Source organism: Nocardiopsis tropica (assembly GCF_042660575.1).
GTDB classification, from domain to species: domain Bacteria; phylum Actinomycetota; class Actinomycetes; order Streptosporangiales; family Streptosporangiaceae; genus Nocardiopsis; species Nocardiopsis tropica.
Map to the genome: position 1 here is coordinate 247512 of NZ_JBHSUF010000004.1, position 22428 is coordinate 269939.

The 22428-nt window shown below is 73.3% G+C and carries 12 protein-coding genes; 5 read left to right on the forward strand and 7 right to left on the reverse strand.

The genetic code is table 11. From position 1 onward, the window contains the following. Positions 1 to 36: 36 nt before the first annotated feature. Positions 37 to 1386 (reverse strand): serine hydrolase domain-containing protein, encoded by a 1350-nt coding sequence (locus tag ACFQBR_RS08620; protein WP_344177278.1) that lies wholly within the window; start codon positions 1384 to 1386, stop codon positions 37 to 39. 1150 nt (positions 1387 to 2536) lie between these two features. Between ACFQBR_RS08620 and ACFQBR_RS08625 the strand changes: the two genes are divergently transcribed. Together ACFQBR_RS08625 and ACFQBR_RS08630 are read left to right on the forward strand one after the other, a co-directional pair. Next, positions 2537 to 11998, forward strand: a complete 9462-nt coding sequence (locus tag ACFQBR_RS08625; RefSeq protein ID WP_378552720.1) for an amino acid adenylation domain-containing protein — start codon at positions 2537 to 2539, stop codon at positions 11996 to 11998. 595 nt (positions 11999 to 12593) lie between these two features. Then, positions 12594 to 13139, forward strand: a complete 546-nt coding sequence (locus ACFQBR_RS08630; protein WP_344177282.1) for a phosphotransferase — start codon at positions 12594 to 12596, stop codon at positions 13137 to 13139. A 55-nt stretch (positions 13140 to 13194) separates the two neighbouring features. Here the strand turns inward: ACFQBR_RS08630 and speD are convergent, their stop codons facing one another. Genes speD through ACFQBR_RS08655 form a run of 5 tightly spaced genes read right to left on the reverse strand, consistent with a single transcriptional unit; the run spans position 13195 to position 17228 of the window. Beyond that, positions 13195 to 13548, reverse strand: coding sequence for an S-adenosylmethionine decarboxylase (gene speD, locus ACFQBR_RS08635; protein WP_344177284.1), 354 nt, complete (start codon positions 13546 to 13548; stop codon positions 13195 to 13197). Continuing rightward, a complete protein-coding gene (locus ACFQBR_RS08640) occupies positions 13545 to 14663 on the reverse strand; it encodes a hypothetical protein (protein ID WP_344177286.1) in 1119 nt (372 codons plus the stop codon). Before ACFQBR_RS08640 ends, speD begins: the two co-directional genes overlap by 4 nt. Continuing rightward, the gene (locus tag ACFQBR_RS08645) at positions 14660 to 15355 is read right to left on the reverse strand and encodes a hypothetical protein (RefSeq protein ID WP_344177288.1); all 696 of its coding nucleotides are present in this window, start codon (positions 15353 to 15355) and stop codon (positions 14660 to 14662) included. Before ACFQBR_RS08645 ends, ACFQBR_RS08640 begins: the two co-directional genes overlap by 4 nt. After that, a complete protein-coding gene (locus tag ACFQBR_RS08650; RefSeq protein ID WP_344177290.1) occupies positions 15352 to 16128 on the reverse strand; it encodes a class I SAM-dependent methyltransferase in 777 nt (258 codons plus the stop codon). Before ACFQBR_RS08650 ends, ACFQBR_RS08645 begins: the two co-directional genes overlap by 4 nt. Then, on the reverse strand, positions 16125 to 17228 hold the full coding sequence (locus ACFQBR_RS08655; protein WP_344177293.1) for an NAD(P)-dependent oxidoreductase: 1104 nt from the start codon (positions 17226 to 17228) through the stop codon (positions 16125 to 16127). The genes ACFQBR_RS08650 and ACFQBR_RS08655 overlap by 4 nt, the downstream gene beginning before the upstream one ends. A 208-nt stretch (positions 17229 to 17436) precedes the next feature. On the opposite strand from ACFQBR_RS08655, the gene ACFQBR_RS08660 reads away from it, so the two are divergent. Genes ACFQBR_RS08660 through ACFQBR_RS08670 form a run of 3 tightly spaced genes read left to right on the forward strand, consistent with a single transcriptional unit; the run spans position 17437 to position 19936 of the window. Beyond that, complete coding sequence (locus ACFQBR_RS08660) at positions 17437 to 17943, forward strand: hypothetical protein (RefSeq protein WP_344177295.1); 507 nt, start codon at positions 17437 to 17439, stop codon at positions 17941 to 17943. Between the two features lie 23 nt (positions 17944 to 17966). Next, positions 17967 to 18746, forward strand: coding sequence for a helix-turn-helix domain-containing protein (locus ACFQBR_RS08665; protein ID WP_344177297.1), 780 nt, complete (start codon positions 17967 to 17969; stop codon positions 18744 to 18746). Then, positions 18743 to 19936, forward strand: coding sequence for a M20 family metallopeptidase (locus tag ACFQBR_RS08670; RefSeq protein WP_344177299.1), 1194 nt, complete (start codon positions 18743 to 18745; stop codon positions 19934 to 19936). The genes ACFQBR_RS08665 and ACFQBR_RS08670 overlap by 4 nt, the downstream gene beginning before the upstream one ends. Positions 19937 to 20174: 238 nt before the next feature. Here ACFQBR_RS08670 and ACFQBR_RS08675 read toward each other — a convergent pair whose 3' ends face one another. Then, a complete protein-coding gene (locus tag ACFQBR_RS08675) occupies positions 20175 to 21704 on the reverse strand; it encodes a fatty acyl-CoA synthetase (RefSeq protein ID WP_344177301.1) in 1530 nt (509 codons plus the stop codon). Positions 21705 to 22428 lie beyond the last annotated feature (724 nt).

A 22428-nucleotide genomic window follows, 5' to 3' on the forward strand; every position in this document is an offset into this window, starting at 1 on the left:
CGCTGTGCCGGTCCTCGTGTGCGCAGGGGTGGTGGATCAGGCGTTGGGGCCCACGGCGAGCCCGCTCAGACGCAGGGTGCGCCCGTTGTACTGCAGGGCCGTGGCACGTCCGGGGGCGGCGGGGTCGGTGAGGAAGCGTCCGCTGAGGGCGATCCCGCCGTGGCGCTCGGAGACCACCCGGAAGGCTCCGCCCGGCCCGGTGGTCAGCTCGCCCTCGAAGCCGTTGGACATGACCAGCCGGTGGCCGCCGCGGTCGTGGACGACCTCGGCGCTCAGGCCGCCGTTGCCGTAGCTCCCGGTGACCCGGTCGGGGGCGGTCGCGGTGGCGGCGGCGCCCTCGACCGCGGCGTCGGGCTGACGGTAGTGGCCCACGTCCACCCCCAGCTCGCGCAGACCGCGGACCAGGTGCTCCCAGGTGGTCACACCGGTGGTGGAGTTGGTGGTCAGGGCGACCACCGTCCCGCCCTCGGGGTCCACGCGCAGGTTGCAGGTGGCCCCGTCCAGGGTCCCGTCGTGGCCGTACCACAGGCGGTCGCCCGCCAGGTGCAGGGACCAGCCGGCGCCCCAGCCGTCGGCCAGGCCGAAGGGGTCGGCCACGCTCACCGAGCGCCCCATCTCGCCCAGCACCTCCGGGGCGGCGACCTCGCCGTCCAGGGCCGCGTGCCCGGGGCCGAGGAAGGCCCTGCCGAAGGCCGACAGGGTGGCGGCGCTCGCGGCCAGGCCCCCGGCCGGGGCGAGGGCGGGCTCGATGTGGAAGCCCACCGGGTGGGCCCGGCCCGCGCCGTCGACGGCGTGACCGGTGACCAGACCGGGGGCGGGGGGCCGCGGCGCCGGGACCGGCGCCAGTTCCATGCCGGTGGACCAGCACAGGTGCGACTCCACGGTCTCCCACCAGTCCTGGCCGGTGACGGCCTCCACGAGCCGGCCCGCCACGGCGTAGCCGGTGTTGGAGTAGGAGAACACCGTTCCCGGCGGGGCGATGCGGTCCTCGGGGGTCAACGAGGAGACGTAACGGCGCAGGGAGGTGGCGGGGGCGCCCGCGGGCCGCTCCGAGACCAGGCCGGCGGTGTGGCTGAGCAGGTGGCGGGCGGTGATCCCCCGCAGCGGGTGGTCGGGCGCGCCGCCCCCCAGGTGGTGCAGCACTGGGGCGTCGAGGTCGACGTCGCCGTCCTCCACCAGTTGCATGACCAGGGCGGCGGTGACGGGCTTGGTCACCGATCCCAGGGGGAAGAGGGAGGCGTCCTCCACGGGACGTCCCGTCGCGGAGTCCTCCACGCCGGTGACACAGGTGTGCAGCTCTCCGCGGTGGTAGACCGCGAGTTGGGCTCCGGGGACGCCGGTCCGGCGAGCGGACCGCTGGAGCAGGTCGGACAGGGCCTCACGCACGATGGTTCTCCTCGTGGAGCTCGGAGGGCACCCGAAAGGCCGGCGCCCGGGACGGGAGCAGCCGGTCGCTTCGGTGGGGACAGGGCGGTTCAACGCACGTGCCACGGATACTCACATATCGCTTCGAATCTTGGCAAGGGATTCTGATATGTCGGGAACCAGGTGAGGGGGAATGCTGTCGGGCGTACGCGGAGATTTCCGTGGTGTGAAGGCATTGCGCCCTCATCGGCGGTCGTCAGTTTTTTTCGTATGTCCCCCGGTTTTAGCAGGGTGTTCACCTCGCGGCCGTGGGAGCGGCCCCCGGAGGGACGCATCACGTGCCGTTCCGGACGCCGGTCGGAACACCGGTGGTTTACCCGCGCCCCTGTGGTTCTTCTCACTCGTTTGCGCTGCTGGGAGGGCGTGAGAGGGGAAAGGCTGTTCCGGTTCGCACACCTGCTCCACGATCGTCGGAACGGACGCTTCCATCCTTGCGCATGAACGGAAAGTTCGTCCAAACCACAAAAAAATGCCCTTTGCGGCGAAACGTATGCACTGGCCCGAGTGCTGTGCTATGGGCCGAACACGGGCCCTGACCACGGGTTATGCCGGGATCGCAGCGCTCCCGGGAGGGAGGGGCGGCGGTGGGGGTTCGCGGCGCGGGCGGAAGTGTCCCCCGGTGGGGTGCGTGGCGACTCCCGCCCCACAGAAGGAGCGAGAGGGCCCCTCGTAGCCACATCCGGTCAAACATTGAATTCTCATTACTCTGGGTGTTTGAGCGACTTCGGAGGGTGTTCATGATTCGCAGTCGGGCGCGCCTCTCGTGCACATGGAAGGTCTTTGTTCTTGGGCTTTATAGAATATAATATATTTTGCGTTGTTTTGTCTGATTTGTGGCGTTAAGTATTCCATGTGGCACAAGTTGTTCCGAGTGTGATTTTCTGTCCGTGGAGGGAATTTCAGGACGAAGATGATTTTGGTAAAGTGCCCGGTTGGATAAGGCGATGTGGCACGCTCTGTTGTCGTACGGCGGCCATGGGGGGAATGGCGGATCGATCGTCGTCCGCCGACCCCGCCGGACGGCCACGCCGTCGCGGCGACGGATCACGGCCCCCGCACCCGTCCGCCCGTCCGCCGTCCTCCCTCCCGAACGCGCACCAGGAGCCACCACGTGCTGTCCCCCCAGGAGTCGAACCGCCCCGAGCCCGTCCCCGTGGACGCGGTCCCGCACGCCTCGGTACCGGAGGCCTTCGCCGCGCAGGCGGCGCGCACCCCCGGCGCCCCGGCCCTGCTCGGCGACTTCCCCGAGGTGTCCTACGCCGAGCTCGACGCCGGCTCCGCCGACCTGGCCCGCCTCCTGCTCCTCCGGGGGCTGCCCCGCGAGGGCACCGTGCTGCTCGCCCTGGAGCGGGGTCCGCACGTGGTCACCGCGATGCTCGCCGTGCTGCGCGCCGGGGGCGCCTACGTCCCCGTGCACCCCGACGACCCCGCCGAACGGGTGCTGGCCGCCGCCGAGCGCACCGGCGCCCGCCTGGTCCTCACCGACCGCTCGCTCGGCCACCGCCTGCCCGAACGCCTGACGGGGACCGCCCGGGTCGTCGACCTGGACGGGACGGACGTCCTCGTGGCGGGGCGGGGCGCGGACACGGCACTGCCCGTGGTCGACGCGCGCGCGGCGGCCTACGTCATGCACACCTCCGGGTCGACAGGGGTCCCCAAGGGGGTGGCGGTGACCCATGCCGACGTGGTCGCCCTGGCCCGGGACTCACGGTGGGGCGGTGGTCGCGACCGCCGGGTGCTCTTCCACTCCTCGCACGCCTTCGACGCCGCCACCTACGAGATCTGGGTCCCGCTGCTGCGCGGCGGGGCCGTGGTCGTCGCGCCCCCCGAACGGCTCACCGCCCACGCCTTCGGCGCGCTGGCGCGCCGGCACGGGGTCACCTCCACCTTCGTCACCGCCGCCCTCTTCGACCTGTTCGCCGCCCAGGACCCCTCCTGCTTCGCCCCCCTGCGCGAGGTGATCGCCGGGGGCGAGGCCGTCCCGCCCGCAGCGGTCCGCGCCGTGCTGGAGGCCTGCCCCGACACGGTCGTGGCCAACGGGTACGGGCCCACCGAGACCACCACCTTCGCCACCCACTTCGCCGTGGACCGGGCCCGGCCCCCGCACCTGTCGGTCCCCGTCGGCACGCCCCTGGACGGCATGTGCGCCCGCGTGCTCGACGCCCGGCTGCGCACCGTGCCCCGGGGGCGGGTCGGGGAGCTCTACGTCGGCGGCGCCGGGGTCGCGCGCGGCTACCACGGGCGTCCGGCCCTGACCGCCGAGCGCTTCGTGGCCGACCCCCTCGGCGACGGCGGACGGCTCTACCGCACCGGCGACCTCGTGCGCGAGGACGCCGACGGGACGCTGGAGTACGTGGGCCGCGCCGACTCCCAGGTCAAGATCCGGGGCTTTCGGATCGAACCCGGCGAGGTCGAGGCCGCCCTCCTCGCCCAGGAGGGCGTCGCCCAGGCCCTGGTCACCGTCCGCGAGGACGCGCCGGGCGCTCGCACCCTGGTCGGCTACGTGGTCGGCACGGTCACGGACACCGCGGCCCTGCGCGACAGGCTCTGCGCCCGCCTGCCCGGCTACATGGTCCCCTCCGCCGTCGTGGTCCTGGAGTCGCTGCCCCTGACCGCCAACGGCAAGGTCGACCACCGCGCCCTGCCCGCGCCCCCCGCCCGCACCGTCGACTACGTCCGGCCGCGCGAGGGCGCCGAACACGCCGCCGCCGAGGAGTTCGCCGCGGCCCTGGGGCTGGAACGCGTGGGCGCGCGCGACGACTTCTTCGCCCTGGGCGGCGACTCCATCCTCGCCGCCCGCGTGGCCTGGCGCCTGGGCGAACGCCTGGGGACCGCCCTCGACCCCCGCGCCCTGTTCCGCCACCCCACCCCGGAGGGCATCGCCGCCGCGGGCGGCGCAGGCTCCGGCGAGGAGCCCATCTCCCCCGTGGGACGCGGGCGCCCGCTGCCGCTGTCGGCGGCCCAACGCCGCCTGTGGTTCCTGCACCAGCTCGACGGCGACAGCGCCGAGTACCACACCGGCAGCGCCTTCCGCCTGCGCGGCCCGCTCGACGTGTCCGCGCTCGGCCGCGCCCTGGAACTGCTCCAGGAACGCCACGAGTCCCTGCGCACCACCTACGACACCGTCGACGGCGAGCCCTTCCAGTACGTGGGCTCCCCCCGCCAAGACCTGCTCACGGTGCGCGAGGTGGCCGCCGGGGACCGGACCGCCCTCCGGGAGGACACCCTCCGGGAGGAACTGCACGCACACCTGCGGCGCGAGGTCGACACCCCCTTCGACCTGGTCACGGGGCCGCCCACCCGTGCCCTGCTGCTGCGCCTGGACGCCGAGGACCACGTCCTGGTCCTGAGCACCCACCACATCGCCTGCGACGGCTGGTCGGTCGACCTCCTGCACCGCGACCTCGCCGCCTTCCACCGGGCCGTCGTGCGCGGGGAGGACGCCGACACCGGTGCGGAACTCGACTACGCCGACTTCGCCGTCTGGGAGCAGGGCCGCTGGGAGGGCCCCGAGGCCCGGCGCCGCCTGGAGTACTGGGCGCGCACCCTGGAGGACGTGCCCCCGCTGGCCGTGCCCACCGACCGCCCCCGGCCCACACGGCGCACCACGGCCGGGGCCGTGCACCGCACCACCCTGGACGCCGGCCTGCTCCGGGGGCTGCGGGCCCTGGGCGCGGAACGCGGCGCCACGCTCTTCGCGACCCTGGCGGCCCTGACCCAGGCGGTGCTCTCCGCGGCCTCCGGCTCCGCCGACGTCGCCCTGGGGGCCGCCTCCGCCGGACGCGACCACCCCCGGCTGGCGGACGTGGTCGGCTTCTTCGTCAACCCGGTCGTGCTCCGCTCCCGCCTGCGCCCGGGCACCACCGCGGCCGAGTTCGTCGAGCAGGTGCGCGCCGAGGCCGACGCCGCCCTCGCCCACGAGATGCCCTTCGACCGCGTCGTCGACGCCCTGGTCACCGAACGCGACCCCTCCCGCGGCCCCCTGTTCCAGGCGCTGATGGTCCTGCAGAACGCCCACACCGGCGGGCTGGAGCTGGAGGGGCTGCGCACCGAGGAGCTCGACCTGCCGCGCACCGCCGCCCTGGCCGACCTGGTCTTCGAGTACGCCGAGCGCGACGGCGTCCTGCGCCTGGCCGTCGAGTACAACACCGACCTGTACGACGCCGGGCGCGTGGAGGCCCTGGCCGACGCCCTGTCCCGCCTGGCCGGCGCCGTCGTCGCCGACCCCGGCCTGGACCTGACCGCCCTGGACCTGCGCCCCGCGTCCGAACGGGCCCTCCTGGAGACCTGGGAACGGGGTCGCGCCCAGGCCGGGCCCGTCTCCGTGACCGCCGCGTTCGCCGCGCAGGCGGCGCGCACCCCCGACGCCCCGGCCCTGCTCGGCGACTTCCCCGAGGTGTCCTACGCCGAGCTCGACGCCGGCTCCGCCGACCTGGCCCGCCTCCTGCGCGCCCGGGGGGTGGGCGCCGAGGAGGCCGTCCCGCTGCTGCTGGAGCGGGGTCCGCACGTGGTCACCGCGATGCTCGCCGTACTGCGCGCCGGGGGCGCCTACGTCCCCGTACACCCCGACGACCCTGCCGAACGCGTGGCCTGGACGGTCGAACACACCGGGGCCCGCGTCGTCGTCACCGACACCGCCTCACACTCCCGCCTGCCCGAGGGCCTCGACGCCCGCGTGCTGGTCCTGGACGGGACCGAACCGTACCCGCCCGCCCGTGTCGAGGACCCCCTGCCCGTGGTGGACGCGCGCGCGGTGGCCTACGTCATGCACACCTCCGGGTCGACGGGGGTGCCCAAGGGGGTGGCGGTGACCCATGCGGACGTGGTCGCCCTGGCCCGGGATCGGCGATGGGGCGGGGGGCGCGACCGCCGGGTGCTCTTCCACTCCTCGCACGCCTTCGACGCCGCCACCTACGAGATCTGGGTGCCGCTGCTGCGCGGCGGGGCCGTGGTCGTCGCGCCCCCCGGGCGCACGGGCGCGGAGGAGTTCGGCGCGCTGGCGCGCCGGCACGGGGTCACCTCCACCTTCGTCACCGCTGCCCTCTTCAACCTCTACGCGGCCCAGGACCCCTCGTGCTTCGCCCCGCTGCGCGAGGTGATCACCGGGGGCGAGGCCGCCAACCCCACGAGCGTCCACCGTGTCCTGGAGGCCTGCCCCGACACGGTCGTGGCCAACGGGTACGGGCCCACCGAGACCACCACCTTCGCCACCCACCACCCCGCCGCGCGCACCCGCGAACCGGTGCGCGCCGTCCCCGTCGGCACGCCCCTGGACGGCATGCGCCTGCGGGTGCTCGACGGCCTCCTGCGTCCCGTCCCCCTGGGCGCGGTGGGAGAGCTCTACATCGGCGGCGCCGGGGTCGCGCGCGGCTACCACGGGCGCCCGTCCCTGACCGCCGAGCGCTTCGTGGCCGACCCCCTCGGCGACGGCGGACGGCTCTACCGCACCGGCGACCTGGTGCGGTGGAACCGCTCCGGGGAACTGGAGTACGTGGGCCGCGCCGACTCCCAGGTCAAGATCCGGGGCTTTCGGATCGAACCCGGCGAGGTCGAGGCCGCCCTCCTCGCCCAGGAGGGCGTCGCCGAGGCCGTCGCCCTGGTGCGGGCCGCCCCCGGCGGCGGGCGACGGCTCCTCTCCTACGTCGTCGCCTCGAAGCAGGGCACGGGGCAGGAGGAGGCCGAGGGGTGGCGCCGCGCCCTGGCCGCCCGCCTGCCCGGCTACATGGTCCCCTCCGCCGTCGTGGTCCTGGAGGCGCTGCCCCTGACCGCCAACGGCAAGCTCGACCACCGCGCCCTGCCCGAACCCGGGAACGACCGGGAACACGCCGCCCCCCGGACCGACGCCGAACGCCTCCTGGCCGAGGTGTTCGCCTCCGTCCTGGCCGTGGAGCGGGTGGGGGTCCACGACGACTTCTTCGCCCTGGGCGGCGACTCCATCCTCAGCATCCAGGCGGTCTCACGCGCTCGCGCGGCCGGGGTGGAGCTGACCAGCCGCGACGTCTTCTCCCACCCCAGCGTCGCCGCCCTGGCCGAGGTGGCGCGCGTGCGGCCGACCGGGCCGGCCGGGACGGGACCGGTGAGCGGACCGGTCACCCCCACACCCGTCATGGGCTGGTTCGACCGCACGCACCCGGTGGCGCCCGACCACTTCGCCATGTCCGTGCTCCTGGACCTGGCCCGACCCCTGCGACCGCGCGCCCTGCGCACCGCCCTGGCGGCCCTGGCCGACCACCACGACATGCTCCGCCTGCGCCGCGACGGCGACGGCCCGCGTGTGGCCGAACCCGGCACCGCGGCCCCGCCCCTGGACGTGGTCGACCTGACCGGGCACCCGCCCGAGGGGACGCACGACCCGGCTTCGGAGAGCATCCGCGCCGCCCACGCCGGTCTCGACCTGGCCCACGGGCCGGTCTTCGCCGCCGTCCTCCTCGACTCCGGCGCCGCCGGCTCCCGCCTGTTGCTGACCGCCCACCACCTCGTCGTGGACGGGGTGTCCTGGCGGGTGCTGCTGGAGGACCTGGCCACCGCCTACCACCAGGCGCTCCGGGGGGAGCCGGTGGACCCGGGGCCGCGCACCACGCCCTTCCCCGTGTGGGCAGACCGCCTGGCCCGCCACACCGCGGAGGGGGCCTTCGACGCCGAACTCGACACCTGGGCCGCCGTCGCCGCCACCCGCGTCGAACTGCCCCGCGACCGCCCGGGCCGGGGCAACGGCCTGGTGGGGGACCAACGGGTGGTCACCGCCGGACTGTCCGAGGAGGACACCCGCCGCCTGCTGCGCGAGGCCCCCTCGGCCTTCCGCACCCGGGTCAACGACCTGCTGCTGGCCGCCCTGGGCCGCGTGCTGTGCGACTGGACCGGGGCCCGGGGCGTCCCCGTGGACCTGGAGGGCCACGGCCGCGAGGACCTGTTCGAGGACGTGGACACCTCCCGCACCGTGGGCTGGTTCACCACCGTCTTCCCCGTCGTGCTCACCTCGGCCCCCCGCTGGGCCGACCAGATCCGCACCACCAAGGAGACACTGCGCGCGGTCCCCGGCAACGGTGTGGGCTACGGGGCCCTGCGCCACCTGGGCACACCCCGGCAGCGCGCCCGCCTGGAAGGGGAGCCCGCGCCCGGCGTGAGCTTCAACTACCTGGGCCGCTTCGACACCGCGCCGGGCCGGGACGCCCTGCACACCGGCCTGCGGATCAACCCCGGCGGCGAGCACTCCCCTGCCGAGGAGCGCGCCCACCTGGTCGAGGTGGTGGGCCGTTTCGAGGGCGAACGCCTGGTCTTCGACTGGTACCACGCCGCCACCGTCCACGACACGGCCACCGTGCGCCGTCTCGCCGACCGCCTGGCCGCCGAACTCGCCGACCTGGTCGGCTTCTGCCTCGACCCCGCCCAGGGAGGGGCCACCCCCTCCGACTTCCCCCTGGTGCGCCTGGACCAGGCCCAGGTCGACCGCCTCGTCGGCGACGGCCGCCACGTCCAGGACGTGTGGCCGCTCACCCCCATGCAGCAGGGCATGTTCTTCCACTCCGTCCTGGAACCCGGCTCCGGCTCCTACCTGGAGCAGGTCGTCGTCGACCTGACCGGGGTCGGGGACCCCGGCCCCCTGGACCGCGCCTGGCGGGAGGTGGTCGCGGCCACCCCCGTCCTGCGCGCCCGGGTGGCCTGGGAGGGGCTCGACGAACCGGTCCTGCTGGTGCACCGCGACGTCCCCGTCGAGGTGGTCCACCTCGACCTGCGCGGTGCGGGGGCGCAGGAACGCGAACGGGCCCTGGCCGACCACCTGGCCCGGGACGCCTCCCGGGGCGTGGACCCCGCCCGCGACCCGCTCCTGCGCGTGGCCCTGCTGCGCACCGGCGACACCTCCGTGCGCATGGTGTGGACCTTCCACCACATCGTCCTCGACGGGTGGAGCCTGCCCCTGGTCCTGGAGGACCTCCTCACCGCTTACCGGGGCCACGCCCCGGCCCCGCGCCCCGACTTCCGCGAATACCTGCGCCGCCTGGCCGGACGGGACGCCGAGGAGGCGCACGCCTTCTGGCGGGAGGCGCTGGAGGGGGTGGCCGAACCCACCCCGCTGCCCTACGACCGGCCCCCGGCCGCGCTGCGCGCCGCACGCTCCTCCGCCCGCGTCCAGGTCTCGCCGTCCCCCGCGCGGGCCGAGGCCGTGCACGCCTTCGCGCGCGCCCACGGACTGACCGTCAACGCCCTGGTGCAGGGGGCCTGGGCCCTGCTGCTGTCCGCGTACTCGGGCCGCACCGACGTGGTCTTCGGCGCCACCACCTCCGGCCGGCCCGACGACATGCCCGGCGTGGAGGCCGCGGTGGGACTGTTCATCAACACCCTGCCGGTACGCGTCGCCGTGGACCCCGCCGTGCCCGTGGTCCGGTGGCTGCGCCGCCTCCAGGAGGACCAGGCGCTCTCGCGCACCCGGGACCACGTGTCCCTGGCCCGGGTACAGGCCGAGGCGGGCCTGCCCGGCGACACCCCGCTCTTCGACAGCGCCGTGGTGTTCGAGAACTACCCGGTGGTCGGGGCGCCGCCAGGGGACGGCCCGCGCGCCGAGATCGTCACCGCGGTGGAGGCCACCAACTACCCGCTCGCCCTGAGCGCCTACGCCTCCGACGGGCTGCGCCTGGTCCTGGGCCACGACCCCTCCTGCTTCGACACCGCGACCGCCGAGCGCCTCCTGGCCGACCTGGAGCGCATCCTGGTCTCGCTCACCGAGGACCCCGAACGCCCCCTGGGGCGCGTGGCCGGCGCCGACCCGGCCCGCTCCCTGGCCCTGGCCGAGGGCGGCGGGAAACAGCCGCCCCGCACCACCGTCACCGCCCTGTTCGCCGAGCGCGTCGCCCGCCACCCCGGGGCCACCGCCCTGGTCGGGGCCGACGGCGCGTGGACCTACGCCGACCTGGACGCCGAGGCCGAGCGGGTCGCCGACCGCCTGCGCTCCCTGGGCGTGGGCGCGGAGTCCCGGGTGCTGCTGCTCATGCCCCGGTCGCCGCGCGTGGTCGCGGCCGTGCTCGGCGTCCTGCGCACCGGGGCCGCCTACGTCCCGGTGCACGAGACCGTGCCGACCGCGCGGGTCCGATCCCTGGCCGGGGCCCTGGGAGCGCGCGTGGCCGTCGCCGATCCCGCCATGGCCGGGCGCTGCGCGGACCTGGAGGCCGTGGTCGGCTACGCCGCCGACGGCGCCCTGACCGGTGCCGAGGGGACAGGAGGTGGGGGCGCCGGGGTCCCGGCCGGGCGGAGGCCTGTGCACGAGCACACCGCCGCCTACGTCATGTTCACGTCGGGCTCCACCGGCGTCCCCAAGGGCGTGGTGGTCGACCACCAGGCCGTGGTCGCCCTCAGCGCCGACTCCCGCTGGGGCCACGGCCACGACAGGGTGCTCTTCCACTCCCCGCACGCCTTCGACGCCGCCACCTACGAGATCTGGGTCCCGCTGCTCAACGGCGGCACCGTCGTGGTGGCCGACGGGCCGCTCTCCGCCGACTCCCTGCGCGAGCACACCGCCCGGCACGAAGTGAGCGCGGTCTTCCTCACCACCGCGCTGTTCAACCTCTTCGCCCAGCAGGACCCGGAGTGCTTCGCGGGGCTGCGCGAACTGTGGACCGGCGGGGAGGCCGCCGACCCCGCCTCCCTGGCCCGGGTGCGCCGGGCCTGCCCCGACACCTCCCTGGTCCACGTGTACGGGCCCACAGAGGCCACCACGTTCGCCACGTGCACCGCGGTGGGCGAGGAGGAGGCCCGTGCCGGGCACTGCCCCATCGGCCGCCCCATGGACGCCACCGGCGCCCACGTGCTGGACGGCGCCCTGCGGCCGGTGCCGCCGGGGGCGGTGGGAGAGCTGTACCTGTCCGGGCCCGGGACCGCGCGCGGTTACGACGGCAGGCCAGGCCTGACCGCCGAGCGCTTCGTGGCCGATCCCTTCGGCGACGGAGGCAGGCTCTACCGCACGGGCGACCTGGTGCGCTGGTCCGCCGACGGACGCCTGGTGTTCGTCGGCCGCGTCGACGGCCAGGTCAAGCTCAACGGGTTCCGCGTCGAGGCCGGGGAGGTGGAGGCCGCCCTGCTGCGCGGACCGGACGTCGCCCAGGCCGTGGTGCTGGTGGCCGAGGCCCCCTCCGGGGGGCGCAGGCTCGTCGCCTACGTCACCGGGCACGGGGCGGACCCCGAGGCGACACGGGAGCGGCTGACCCGCGAACTGCCCGCCTACATGGTGCCCGCGGCCGTCACCGTGCTGGAGTCCCTGCCGCTCAACAGCAACGGCAAGGTGGACCGGGCCCTGCTGCCCGAACCCGCCTGGGCGCGCGCCGCCGCACCCGTCCACGTCGGGCCGCAGACCCCCACCGAGGAGGCCGTGGCCCAGGTGTGGGCCCGCATCCTGGGCCTGGAGCGCATCGGGCGCGACGACAACTTCTTCGAGATCGGCGGGGACTCGGTGCGCAGCCTCCAGGTGGTGCGCGAGGTCGAGAGCCTGCTGGCTGTCACGGTGCCCACCCGGCTGCTGTTCGACCACCAGACGGTGCGCGCCTACGCCGAGGCGGTGGAGGACGTGCTGCTGGAACAGATGTGACACGGCGCGGGCGCCGCCGGGCCCACCCCCGGCGGCGCCCGCACACGGCCGGTCCCCGGTTCAGCTCGTCCCGGGGCAGCCGGTGGGGTCGATCACGGGAAACAGATCTGCTCTGGCATGTACCGGGTCTCGTGAGCCGTGTTTGCGGATTCCCAGGCCACGGTGCTCGGCTGTCTCTTCTCGAGCTCTACGGGTGTCAGCCACCCGATCACTGAGTGCCGACGCTGCCACGCCGAGCCCTCAGAACATACGGAAGTCCCGCGCATGGGTGAGCAGGCCACTTACCTCAGCCCGGTGGTTGTGCCTGCCTCTTCCCGTGCGCCGGCGCACCGGAACAGCGGAAGGACGCTGTGGCGACTCCACCGCCCTGGGCCTCAACGTCCAGGGCGCGGCCGGCCTTCGTCATGGTGTGGGCGGGCGAACCGTGAGCGGCCCCGTCGTCCACCCCGATGAAGGCCGGGCGTGGCTGCGTGTGATGTCCGCGCCGGCACCGGGGGCCGGTTGTGGGAGGGCAACGCGTCGGCCGAGAGGCTTCTGCCCTCGCACATCCCCCGACCCCGGCTGTTGGCCGAGCACACCTGGGGATCAGGGCCCGGTGTTCCAGGCCCTGCTGTTCTCCTTCGTCGAGGCGTCCCCGGTGTCCGCCACACCCGATCTGCGCGCACCGCTCCCCCACAGTGTCGACGCCAGCTGGTGGGAGGAGTTGCGCACGACGCTTCACCGGCTCGGCCAGGTGCCCGTCCCCCAAGGGCACCTGAGCCACACGCCGGGCTTCCTCGAACGCCTCCCCGCCCACCTGCCCGAGGTGGGAGAGGCCGGGGTGGGCCTGGAGGTGGGGACGTGGGTGGCCTCGCACGCGGACCTGCACTGGGCCAACCTCGCCCACGGCCCGCTGGTGTTCATGGACTGGGAGGGGTGGGCTGCGGCGCCGCTGGGGTACGACGCCGCGGTCCTGCACGCCTACGCCCTGGCCGAACCCGGTGCGGCCGCCGTGGTTCGTGAGGTCTTCGCCGACGTGCTGGACACCGAGGAAGGGCGGCCGGCACACCTGATCATCTGCGCCGAGATCGTCCAGGCCGGTGAACGGGACCCGCTCCACCGAAGACCGGCCCCTACGCGCGCCGCTTCGCCCTGGGGTTGATGGACTGATCGTTGCTCGTGACCATCTCGGATGAGGGTCCTCTCCGGTGAAGTGCTCAAGAGGTCACGGGTTGGGGGCTCGGGTTCAGGCGTGGGATACGTCGGATGGTGGTGTGGTCGGGGCCGAACAGGGACAGCAAGGGTTCCAGAGCGGTTTCGGGCGAGGTCTCGGCGCGGCAGGAGACGAGGTCGATCTGGACCACGCGGTGTTCGGGCCAGGTGGACACGACCAGGTGGGACTCGGCCAGCGCCATCATGTAGGTGAGGCCGTGGTCGGGGTATTGGGCGGGGACGTCGAGGAGGACCCGAACGCCGAGCCGCCGGGCGGTGGCGTGCATGGCCGCTCCGATGTCGGCGGTCGTGGGGTTGGGTGTGGTGCAGCCGCTGAGGTCGATGGCCAGGCACATCATGCGGCCTCTCCGATCCGGGTGCCGTGGATGAGTGCCGCGAGGTGGTCGACGGTGTAGGAGCGGTGCAGCCTTCGGGGGTCGCCCGCCCAGCGGGCTGCCTCCTGCCACAGCGCCTCCAGGGCGTCCTCGCCGTAGGTGTCCAGGAGTGCGTCCAGGTCGAGGAAGGCCGGGGGCAGGTCGGCGTACTCGGTGCCGTACTTGACGTAGAGGCTCTTGGAGAGCTTGCCGCCGGTACGGTCCAGCACCATCGGCGTGAATACACTGACCGGCCACTCCTCCACCGGTAGGCCGAGCAGAGCCAGGGCGGGGGCGATGACATGGGCGAACCAGGAACCACCCCAGTCAGGGCCGTCGATGCTGACCGAGCAGGCGTCGTAGAGGTCGCGTTCGGCAGCCAGGAGGGCGACCTTCTGCACGGAGCGGACGGGTGTGTTGGCGTCGTACCACCCGGTGGTGCCGTGCACGGGCACGGTCTCCCTGTAGCGGCCGTGGATGGGGCAGGTCGAATCGAGCACCACAGCGCCGTCGACGGCGGTGATGGCCAGGTGGTGGGCGTCCTTGTCCATGAGACGGCACTGCGGGCAGCGGGGACGGATGCGGATGCGGCCGTCGGCGGGGGCCAGCAGGGGCGCGAACTCGGCCTGGCGTCGAGCGATGGTGTGCAGGCACGCGCGAACCGGGGCCAGTTCCTGGTAGGTGGAATAGGGGCGTTCCTGCCAGGCGACTCCCGAACGTGCCGAGGACCAGGACAGCAGGCGCCGGAACCCGGCGGATCGTTCGGCACTGCCGAGTTCTCCAGCCGCGATGAGGTCTTCGACGTTGCGGGTGTAGCGGCGCCCGTCGATGGTGCGGTGTTCGGCGGGGGCGTTCTCCAAGGCGTCGAAGACGAGGGTGGCGGGCAGGCCGAGGTCGTGGGCGAAGCGGGCGGTGAGGGCAAAGGTGGCCATGATCGTGGTGACGGTCCCCAGGTGGGGGTGGCCGTTGAGCTGGGCAGCGGTGGTCACGCGCACACGGGTGCGGCCGCGGGAGGCAGCACGGACCAGGTCGGTGTTGGTGTGGGTGAGGTGGGCGATGCCGGTGGGGGCGAAGTACAGGCCGGTGGAGTCGGGGGTCATGGGTGCCTCCGAGCGAGGTAGGTCCATACGAGTGGGAAGTCGGGGTCGGTGCTGGGCAGTGCGGCCAGGTGGAGCAGGTCCAGGCCGGCTCGGTGCAGGGTGTGCCGGTACAAGGCATGGGTGAGGTGGATGCGGGTGTCGCGGGTGGCGGGTACCCAGTTGGCGCCCGCCGCCCATCCGCCCGGGGGCAGGTGTGTGTGCAGACGGGTGAAGGCGTCGATGAACTGGGGCGGGGTGGTGGTCAGGCCCAGGAGTCCGAACTGGGTGATGAGGTCGGCGCCGAGGGCGAGGCATAGAGGTGGTGGGTGTGGGGCGGGGGTGAGAAGGTCCGCCGTCAGGGTGGTGGGGAGTCGACGACAGCGGGCGGCGAACGTCTGCGTGGTCGGGTTGGTTCCGGCCAGTGCCAAAGCCACCCGGTGCACGCCGCGTGGCTGCCCGGCGCGCGCGGCCGTGGTCAGGTGGGCGAGGCGGAGTGCGTCGACGTCCACGGCGGTGAGCCGTCCCGCGGTGAGGGCGCAGGCCCATAGCAGACTTTGGGATCCTGCTCCCAGGTCGGTCCAGGTGGCCACGGGCGGGATCTGTGTGAGCAGGTCCAGGATGTGCTCGGTGCCCTGGCCGAAGCGGAAGGTGTCGGCGTAGTAGAGGCGGTGGTAGGAGTCGGCGTCCAGCACCGTGGAGGGAGTATCACTCACCGGACCTCACCGGCCTCGGTCAGGAGTTCGATGAAACCGGCGTGGCGGGCCTGGGTGATCGTGCTCCATCCTGCGTCCGCTGCGGCGCCGAGCACCTGGTCCGGGTGGGGCAGCACCAGGTGGACCCGGGCCGTTCGGGCCGCGAGACCCGGGGTGCCGGGGGTGGTATAGGCGAACTCGATCTTGACCTGGGTCCGATCGGGGGCGTGGTGTTGACGGCGGCGGCGGTGCACGGTGTACCCGGCGGGGGTGGTGACGGTGTGGTCTCGGGTCCAGACCCTGTCGGTGAGGTGAGGGGTGTAGAAGCAGGTTCCCTCCGTGGTGGGGTCTACGGCCTGGAGCAGCATGCGGGTCCCGGTCTGCACCGATGTGCGTAGGCGGGACAGGACCGTGGTCGTGTCGGTGAGGGCGGCGAGCTGGTTGAGGGCGCCGTTGGGCACCACCATCAGATCGGCGGTGGGTAGGGCGGGCAGGTGGTGGAGGAGGTGGTGGCCCACCGCCAGTTCCCTCGTCCCTGCCTCGCGGGCGTGGCGGATCGCCTCGGCGAGCATGTGCGAGGAGCCGTCGATCAGGCGCGCCCGCACTCCCGCGCGGGCGTAGGAGGTGAGGAAGTGGCCGCTTCCGCAGGGGAACTCCACCACCTCCCTCACCCCCGTCAACGCTTCGGGGAGCAGGGTCGGCTCGACTGGGCGGGCTTCGGCACGTGCCAGAGCGGCCCGGTGCCGGTACCCGTCGACCACCCGGGCCTCCACGGTCGGGCTCGGGGGACTCATGTGGCCCGCCCGGTGCGGTACAGGTCGGCGTGCTCGCGCACCACCGGGTGGACCAGTTCCCCGCCCTGGGCGATCAGGGCGCTGCGGGCCCCCTCGTCCGGGGCCTGGTCGAGGACGTGGCGGGCCAGGCGCAGCAGGTAGGGGGCGGCGGCGTGGGCGTAGGCGTGGGAGGCGGTGTGCGGGACCAGGCGGGGCAGGGCGTCGAGCTTGACGTGCAGCACCCCCTCGACGATGCGCGGGGCGTCCCCCGGTTGTTGGACCTGCCCGGCGGTGGGCAGGTAGCCGGGCCCGTATCCGCATGTGGCGTCCACGATGACCGCTCCGGGGCGCATGGCGGCCAGGTGGGGGCGGTCGATCATGGCGGGGGTGGTGTGGGTGGAGATGAGCAGGGCTCCGATGACCAGGTCGGCGTCCGCCAGTTCGTGGGCGAGCCGGGTGGGGGTGTTGGCGGCCACCACGACCCCGGCCGGGGCGTTGCGGGCGTAGGCTGCCGCGGTGTGAGGGGTGCGGGTCAGGACCGTGACGTGTGAGCCCAGGGCGGTGGCGGTGATGGCGGCGGCGTGGCCGACGTTGCCGTTGCCGATCACCAGCACGCGGGTGCGCGGGGCACCGGGGATGTGGTCCAGCAGGACGCCGCGGCCTCGGCGGTGGCGTAGGGCATGCGCGCCGGCGTGCACAGCTAGAGCTCCGGTGATCCGGCCGCCGGCAACCGCCAGCGGGAACCGGCCGCCCTGGTGCCAGAACTCGTAGCTGTAGGCCGACACCCCGGTGTGGGTGAGGGTGGTGAGCAGGTGCGGGTCGCCTTCGGCGTGGAAGATCGCCCCAATGCTCTGGCCTGGGAACGAGCGGTGTAGGTCCTGGTGGGGGCCGCTCTTGTACCGCACCACCAGAGGAGCCGACCAGACCCGGTCCGGATCGGTGAACCCCACTCCCACCTCTTCCAGGTGCTGGTCGGGTTGGTCGATTCCGGAGCCGATGCCGGGTTCGGTCAGCACCCGGTATCCGGCTTCGGTGAGTGTGCGGGCCACGTGGGGAGTGAGCAGGGTGCGGCGCTCGGTGGTGCCGCTCTCGTGGGGAAAACCGATGGTTCGAGGGAGCATGGGGCCTCCAGCGGGTGCGTACTGTCAGGTTCGCCCGCGAGGTGGTCCAAGACCAGATCATGTGTTGTCGAAGCCCTTGTCCACGGGCTGTTCACCGGTTGTCGAGGTGGGGTGGACAGGGATCGGGAGGAGTCGGACAAGCGGCTGCGGGCCGAGACGCGGGTGGTTACTGTGGCCCCACCTGCCCCTGCGATCGTGAGGAGCCCTGATGGAGCACGAGGCGTTGTTCGACCTGCCCACGCCCAACCCGGTACCCGTGGTGATGTGTTTGGACGCCCAGTGGTACGAGCTGATGTGGAACGGGCACAAGACCCACGAGTTCCGGCGCCGGTTCCTCACCGGAGCGCCGACCCAGTGGTTCGTGTACCTGACCGCGCCCGAGAGCCGGTTGTGCGCGGTCATCGACCTGGATGTGGCGATCGAGGGGAACCCGCAGGAGATCGCGCAGATCGCCGAGCGGATGCGCCCTGGTAACGGCGCGACCGTGGAGCCGTACCTGGCCAGGGGTGGCCGCGAGGTGGGGTATGCGATGCCGATCCGCCGGGTACGCCAGTTCCCGGGGTTCGCTGCCGTCGAACTGGAGCAGATGTTGGAGGGCTTCCACCCGCCGCAGGGATATGTCCTGGTCGACAACCACCCCGGGTGGCGGGCAGTGTGCGACAAGCTCCTGTCCAGCCCCGTGCTCCGTGAAACGACGCCGTCCCCCGCCCCCTGACCTACCTCCCTTGAGGATGTGGTGTGTTGAGGCCCCCCGCGTCACGCCCGAGTCCGCTGCGCCAAGCCCGGCTCGACCAGGGCGCCACCCTGGAGCAGGTGTGTGCGGAGTTGGACGCCCTCACCCCTGACGGCTCCAGTGGCGTCACCCCGTCCATGCTCTCGGGGTGGGAGCTGGGCCGCCACACCACCACCCGCCGTTACCGGTCCCTGTTGGCTGACTACTACGGCCTTTCGGTCGAGGCCCTGTTCGCCCACCAGGACCAGACCGCGGGTCCCATGGATCCGCCCCGATTGCTCACCGACCCCCGGGAGCTGCGGGAGGCGATGGTGGAGGTGGCGAGAAACGCGCGCGAGTTCCTGGCGGTGACAGGTTCCCGGTCCCGGGACGCCCCCTATCTGGAAGCCATCGAGGAGACGCTGGATGCCCGCCCCACCCTGGTGCACTACCGGTTGCTGTTCGGGCCTCCTCGCACCCCCGCCCTGATCGCGCACCTGCACCGCCTGCTGGAGCTGCGCGACCCCGACGACCGGTCGTGGGGGATGAAGACCTTGCACATCGGTCTGATCGACGCCGACCTGCCCGAACGATTCTTCGTCACGTCCGAGAGAGTGGCCGTCGTTCCCCTGCCCTCGCTCACCTCGATGTACGGGTTCGATTCCGGGGTGGTGCTCGGAGCGCAGATCGCCGCGCGGTTGTTGGACCACGCCCGGCAGGGCTACGCTGCCGCCACCCGAGTCGAGACCACCGCAGCGCTGCGGACCCTGACCACCCACGCCCGAACACGGCAGGACACCGCATGAGCACACCCCGCCCCTCCCCCTTCCTGGAACACGCCCGATCCGACTTCGACTCGGTCCTGGCCCTGACCCGGGACCTGGTGCGCCTCCCCACACGGGGCGGCATCGACCCCTACGACGAGGCCATCGACCTGCTCACCACCTGGCTGGGCGAACGGCGCCTGTCCCCCCGGGTGCTCCGGGACGGCACCGGCGCCCCCGTCGCCGTCACCGCGCGTGTCCGCGGCGGGCGGCCGGGCCCGGTGTGGGTGCTGGACGCATGCCTGGACACCGCCCCCGTCGGCGACGTCGACGCATGGAAGCACGACCCCTTCGCCGCCGTGCTGGAGGACGGGTGGCTGTGGGGGCGTGGCGCGGCCGACTCCAAGAGCGGTGTCGCCGTCTTCTGCCACCTGGCCGCGCGTTTGGCCGCCGAGGCCGAGGAGCTGGCCGGAGACCTGGTTGTGCTCTTCGACCTGGACGAGCACACCGGCCGCTTCGGCGGTGCGAAGGCGTTCTTCGAAGGCACGGATGCCCCGGCCGAGGTGGGCGGGGTGATGATCGGCTACCCCGGTATGGACAAGCTCGTCGTGGGCGGGCGCGGGGTCTACCGGGTGCGGCTGCGGGTGCACGGCGTCTCCTCCCATTCCGGCGGCAGCCGCCCCACCCCCTCGGCCATCAGCAAAGCGGCCGACCTGGTGCGCGCCCTGGAAGCCGCACCCCTTCCCGATGCCCGCGAAGGGTTCGCCCCTGCGCGGCTCACGGTGACCGCGATCGAGTCCGGTGACGGTTTCTCCGCCGTACCCGACCTGTGCACGCTGAACGTGGACGTGCGCACCACCCCGGCCTTCACCGGTGAGCAGGCGGCCGACCTGGTGGCCGACGTGGTCGCCGCGGTCGACACCGCATGGGCACGGACCCCGCCGACCCTGGTCGAGGCGCACACCCGCTGGCCCGCCTACGCCTTGCCGCCGACCTCACCTCTGCGCTCGGCGCTCACGGAGGCCGCCCACGCCCACGGGGTACCGGTGCAGCCCAAGATCGCCGGTCCCTCCAACATCGGCAACTACCTCGCCGGACTCGGCATCGGCGCCACCGCCGGGTTCGGCCCCGCCTACGAGGGTCTGCACGCCACCGACGAACGCGTCCGCCTGGACACCGTCCCCGTGACACAGGCGGTGTACGAACAGGCAGTGCGCGCCCTCATGAGATGAGCGGGGCAGACCGGCGCGCTCCGACCTCCACGTCCCACCGACTCGTCCGAGTTCGAGCGTGGCTCCGTCGAGAGCGGGCATCAGCCGAGGCCGGACGTGACCTGGTTCGCGTGCCGCAAGGGACAGGTCGGGGCCAGGAGGGAAGAGACTGAGCGGGCCCGGCCCCCACCCACAAACCAGTGGGCGGGGGTTCCCAGCAGCCTGCTCCCCGTCCCATCCCCACGCGCGTGGGGCCCGCTCAGACGGGGCGGTCGCGGAGCTCGCGCTTGAGGATCTTGCCCGAGGCGTTGCGCGGCAGCTCCTCCACCAGCCGCACCGCCTTGGGCACCTTGAACGGCGCCAGGCGCTCCCGCACGTGCTCCACCAACAGCTCCGGCAGCGCGCCCGCGTCCGCCCCCGGCGCGGGGACCACGTAGGCCGTCACCGCCTCGATCCACTTCTCGTCGGCCGTCCCCACCACCGCGGCCTCGGCCACCCCCGGGTGCGCGAACAGCACGTCCTCGATCTCCCGGGAGGCCACCAGCACACCGCCCGTGTTGATCACGTCCTTGATCCGGTCCACGACCTCGATGTAGCCACCGGCGTCCGCACGGACCAGGTCGCCGGAGTGGAACCACCCGTCCCGGAACGCCTCCGCCGTCTCCTCCGGCTTGTCCCAGTACCCCTGGCACAACTGCGGCGACCGGTACACCACCTCGCCCAGCTCCCCCGGCGCCACGTCCCTCCCCCGCTCGTCCACCACCCTCAGCTCCACGAACAGCGCCGCCCGCCCCGCCGACGCGGGCCGCCCGGCGTGCTCCTCCGGGCGCAGCACCGTGGCCAGCGGGCCGATCTCGCTCTGCCCGAAACAGTTGTAGAACCCCAGTCCGGGCAGGGCTCCCCGCAGCCTCTCCAGCACCGGCCCCGGCATGACCGACGCCCCGTAGTACGCCTTGCGCAGACCGGACAGGTCCCGCCCGCCGAAGTCCGGGTGGTTGGCCATCGCCACCCACAGGGTCGGCGCCGCGAAGAACGCCCCGTGCCGCCCCTCCTCGATCCGGCGCAGCAGGTCCGCCGGGTCGGGCGCCTCCACCAGCGTGTTGGCCGCGCCCACCGCCAGCCACGGCATCAGGAAGACGTGCATCTGGGCGCTGTGGTAGAGCGGCATCGCGTGCAGCGGCGCGTCGTCGGCCCGCAGGTCCAGGCCGGCGACGCACGACAGGTACTCGTGGACCAGCGCCCGGTGGGTCATCATGGCGCCCTTGGGGCGGGAGGTGGTGCCGGAGGTGTACAGGAGCTGCACCAGGTCGGTGTCGCCCACCTCCGCGTCGAGCTCGGGCACCGGCCCGTCCAGGCAGTCGGCGAGCAGGGAGCCCGGTCCGTCGCGCAGTTCCAGGACCTGCTCGACCCCGGTCTCCGCGCGCAGGTCGTCCACGGCCGACCGCAGGGCGGGGTCGACCAGGGCGATCGTGCTGCCCGACTGCCCCAGGAGGTAGGAGAGCTCCTCCCCGCGGAGCGCGTAGTTGATCGGTACGTGGACCAGCCCCGACCGGGCACAGGCCAGGAAGCCGATCAGGTAGGCGTCGGAGTTGCGCCCGTAGGCGGCGACGCGGTCCCCCTTGACCGCGCCGAGGCCGAGGAGCCGGGCGGCGGCCCGTGTGACGGCCGCGTCCAGGTCGGCGTAGGTCCAGGTGCGGCCGTCGAAGGTCAGCGCGGTGGCATCGGGCGCGCGGGCCGCGCTGCGCCGGAGGACCCCGTCGACGGTGCTGGATGTCGTTGAACCGTTCATGCCCCTGCTCTTCCGTCGGTCGGTGAGGCCCCGGGGCCTCCGGCACGCCCCATCCTGCGGGGTGGCGGGGGCCGGGGCAACCGTTCCGGGGGAGTCTGGGGACGGGCCCGGGAAGCACGGCGACCGGTACACCGCCTCGTCCGGCTCCACGAACAGCGGCGCCCGCCCCGCCGATGCCGTGACGAGTGGATCGACCGGGCCCCGGCCGACGGCGCCGGCGCCCTCCGGTACGACGTGTACGCACGGCCTCGGACATGGTCGGGCCCGGGCCGCTGCCCGGAGCCGCACGGGCCGATTCCTCGCTTTCTCCGATGCAGCGGCCTCTCACACCGAAGAGCGCCTCCGGCAGGAGTGACAGGGTCCTCGGGATGGCCGATCAAGGCCAAGAACCCGGGTTTAAAGGCAGAGGGCACTTCACTCCGGCAAGAACAGCGAATTCAAGGAAAGGGACGCGAATCCTCATGTTCCGAGGAAGTGCAGAAGACACAAAGCTCCTCGGCCGTCCCACCCGCGCAGCAAAAGGGAGGCCTCTGCACTCTCTGGAAACGCCGTCCTGACGCGCGACCATTCTCGTGCTGGAGGGCCGACACGGCTGGGGCGCCGACAGCGGAGAACGAGTCGAGTCCGCCTGGAGGCCCGTGGAGATCTCCGCCGTCCTGCGCGAATTCCGCGGATCAATCCCTGCCGGGGCCGAGGACGCCAACCGACCGAGCCCCGCCTCGAC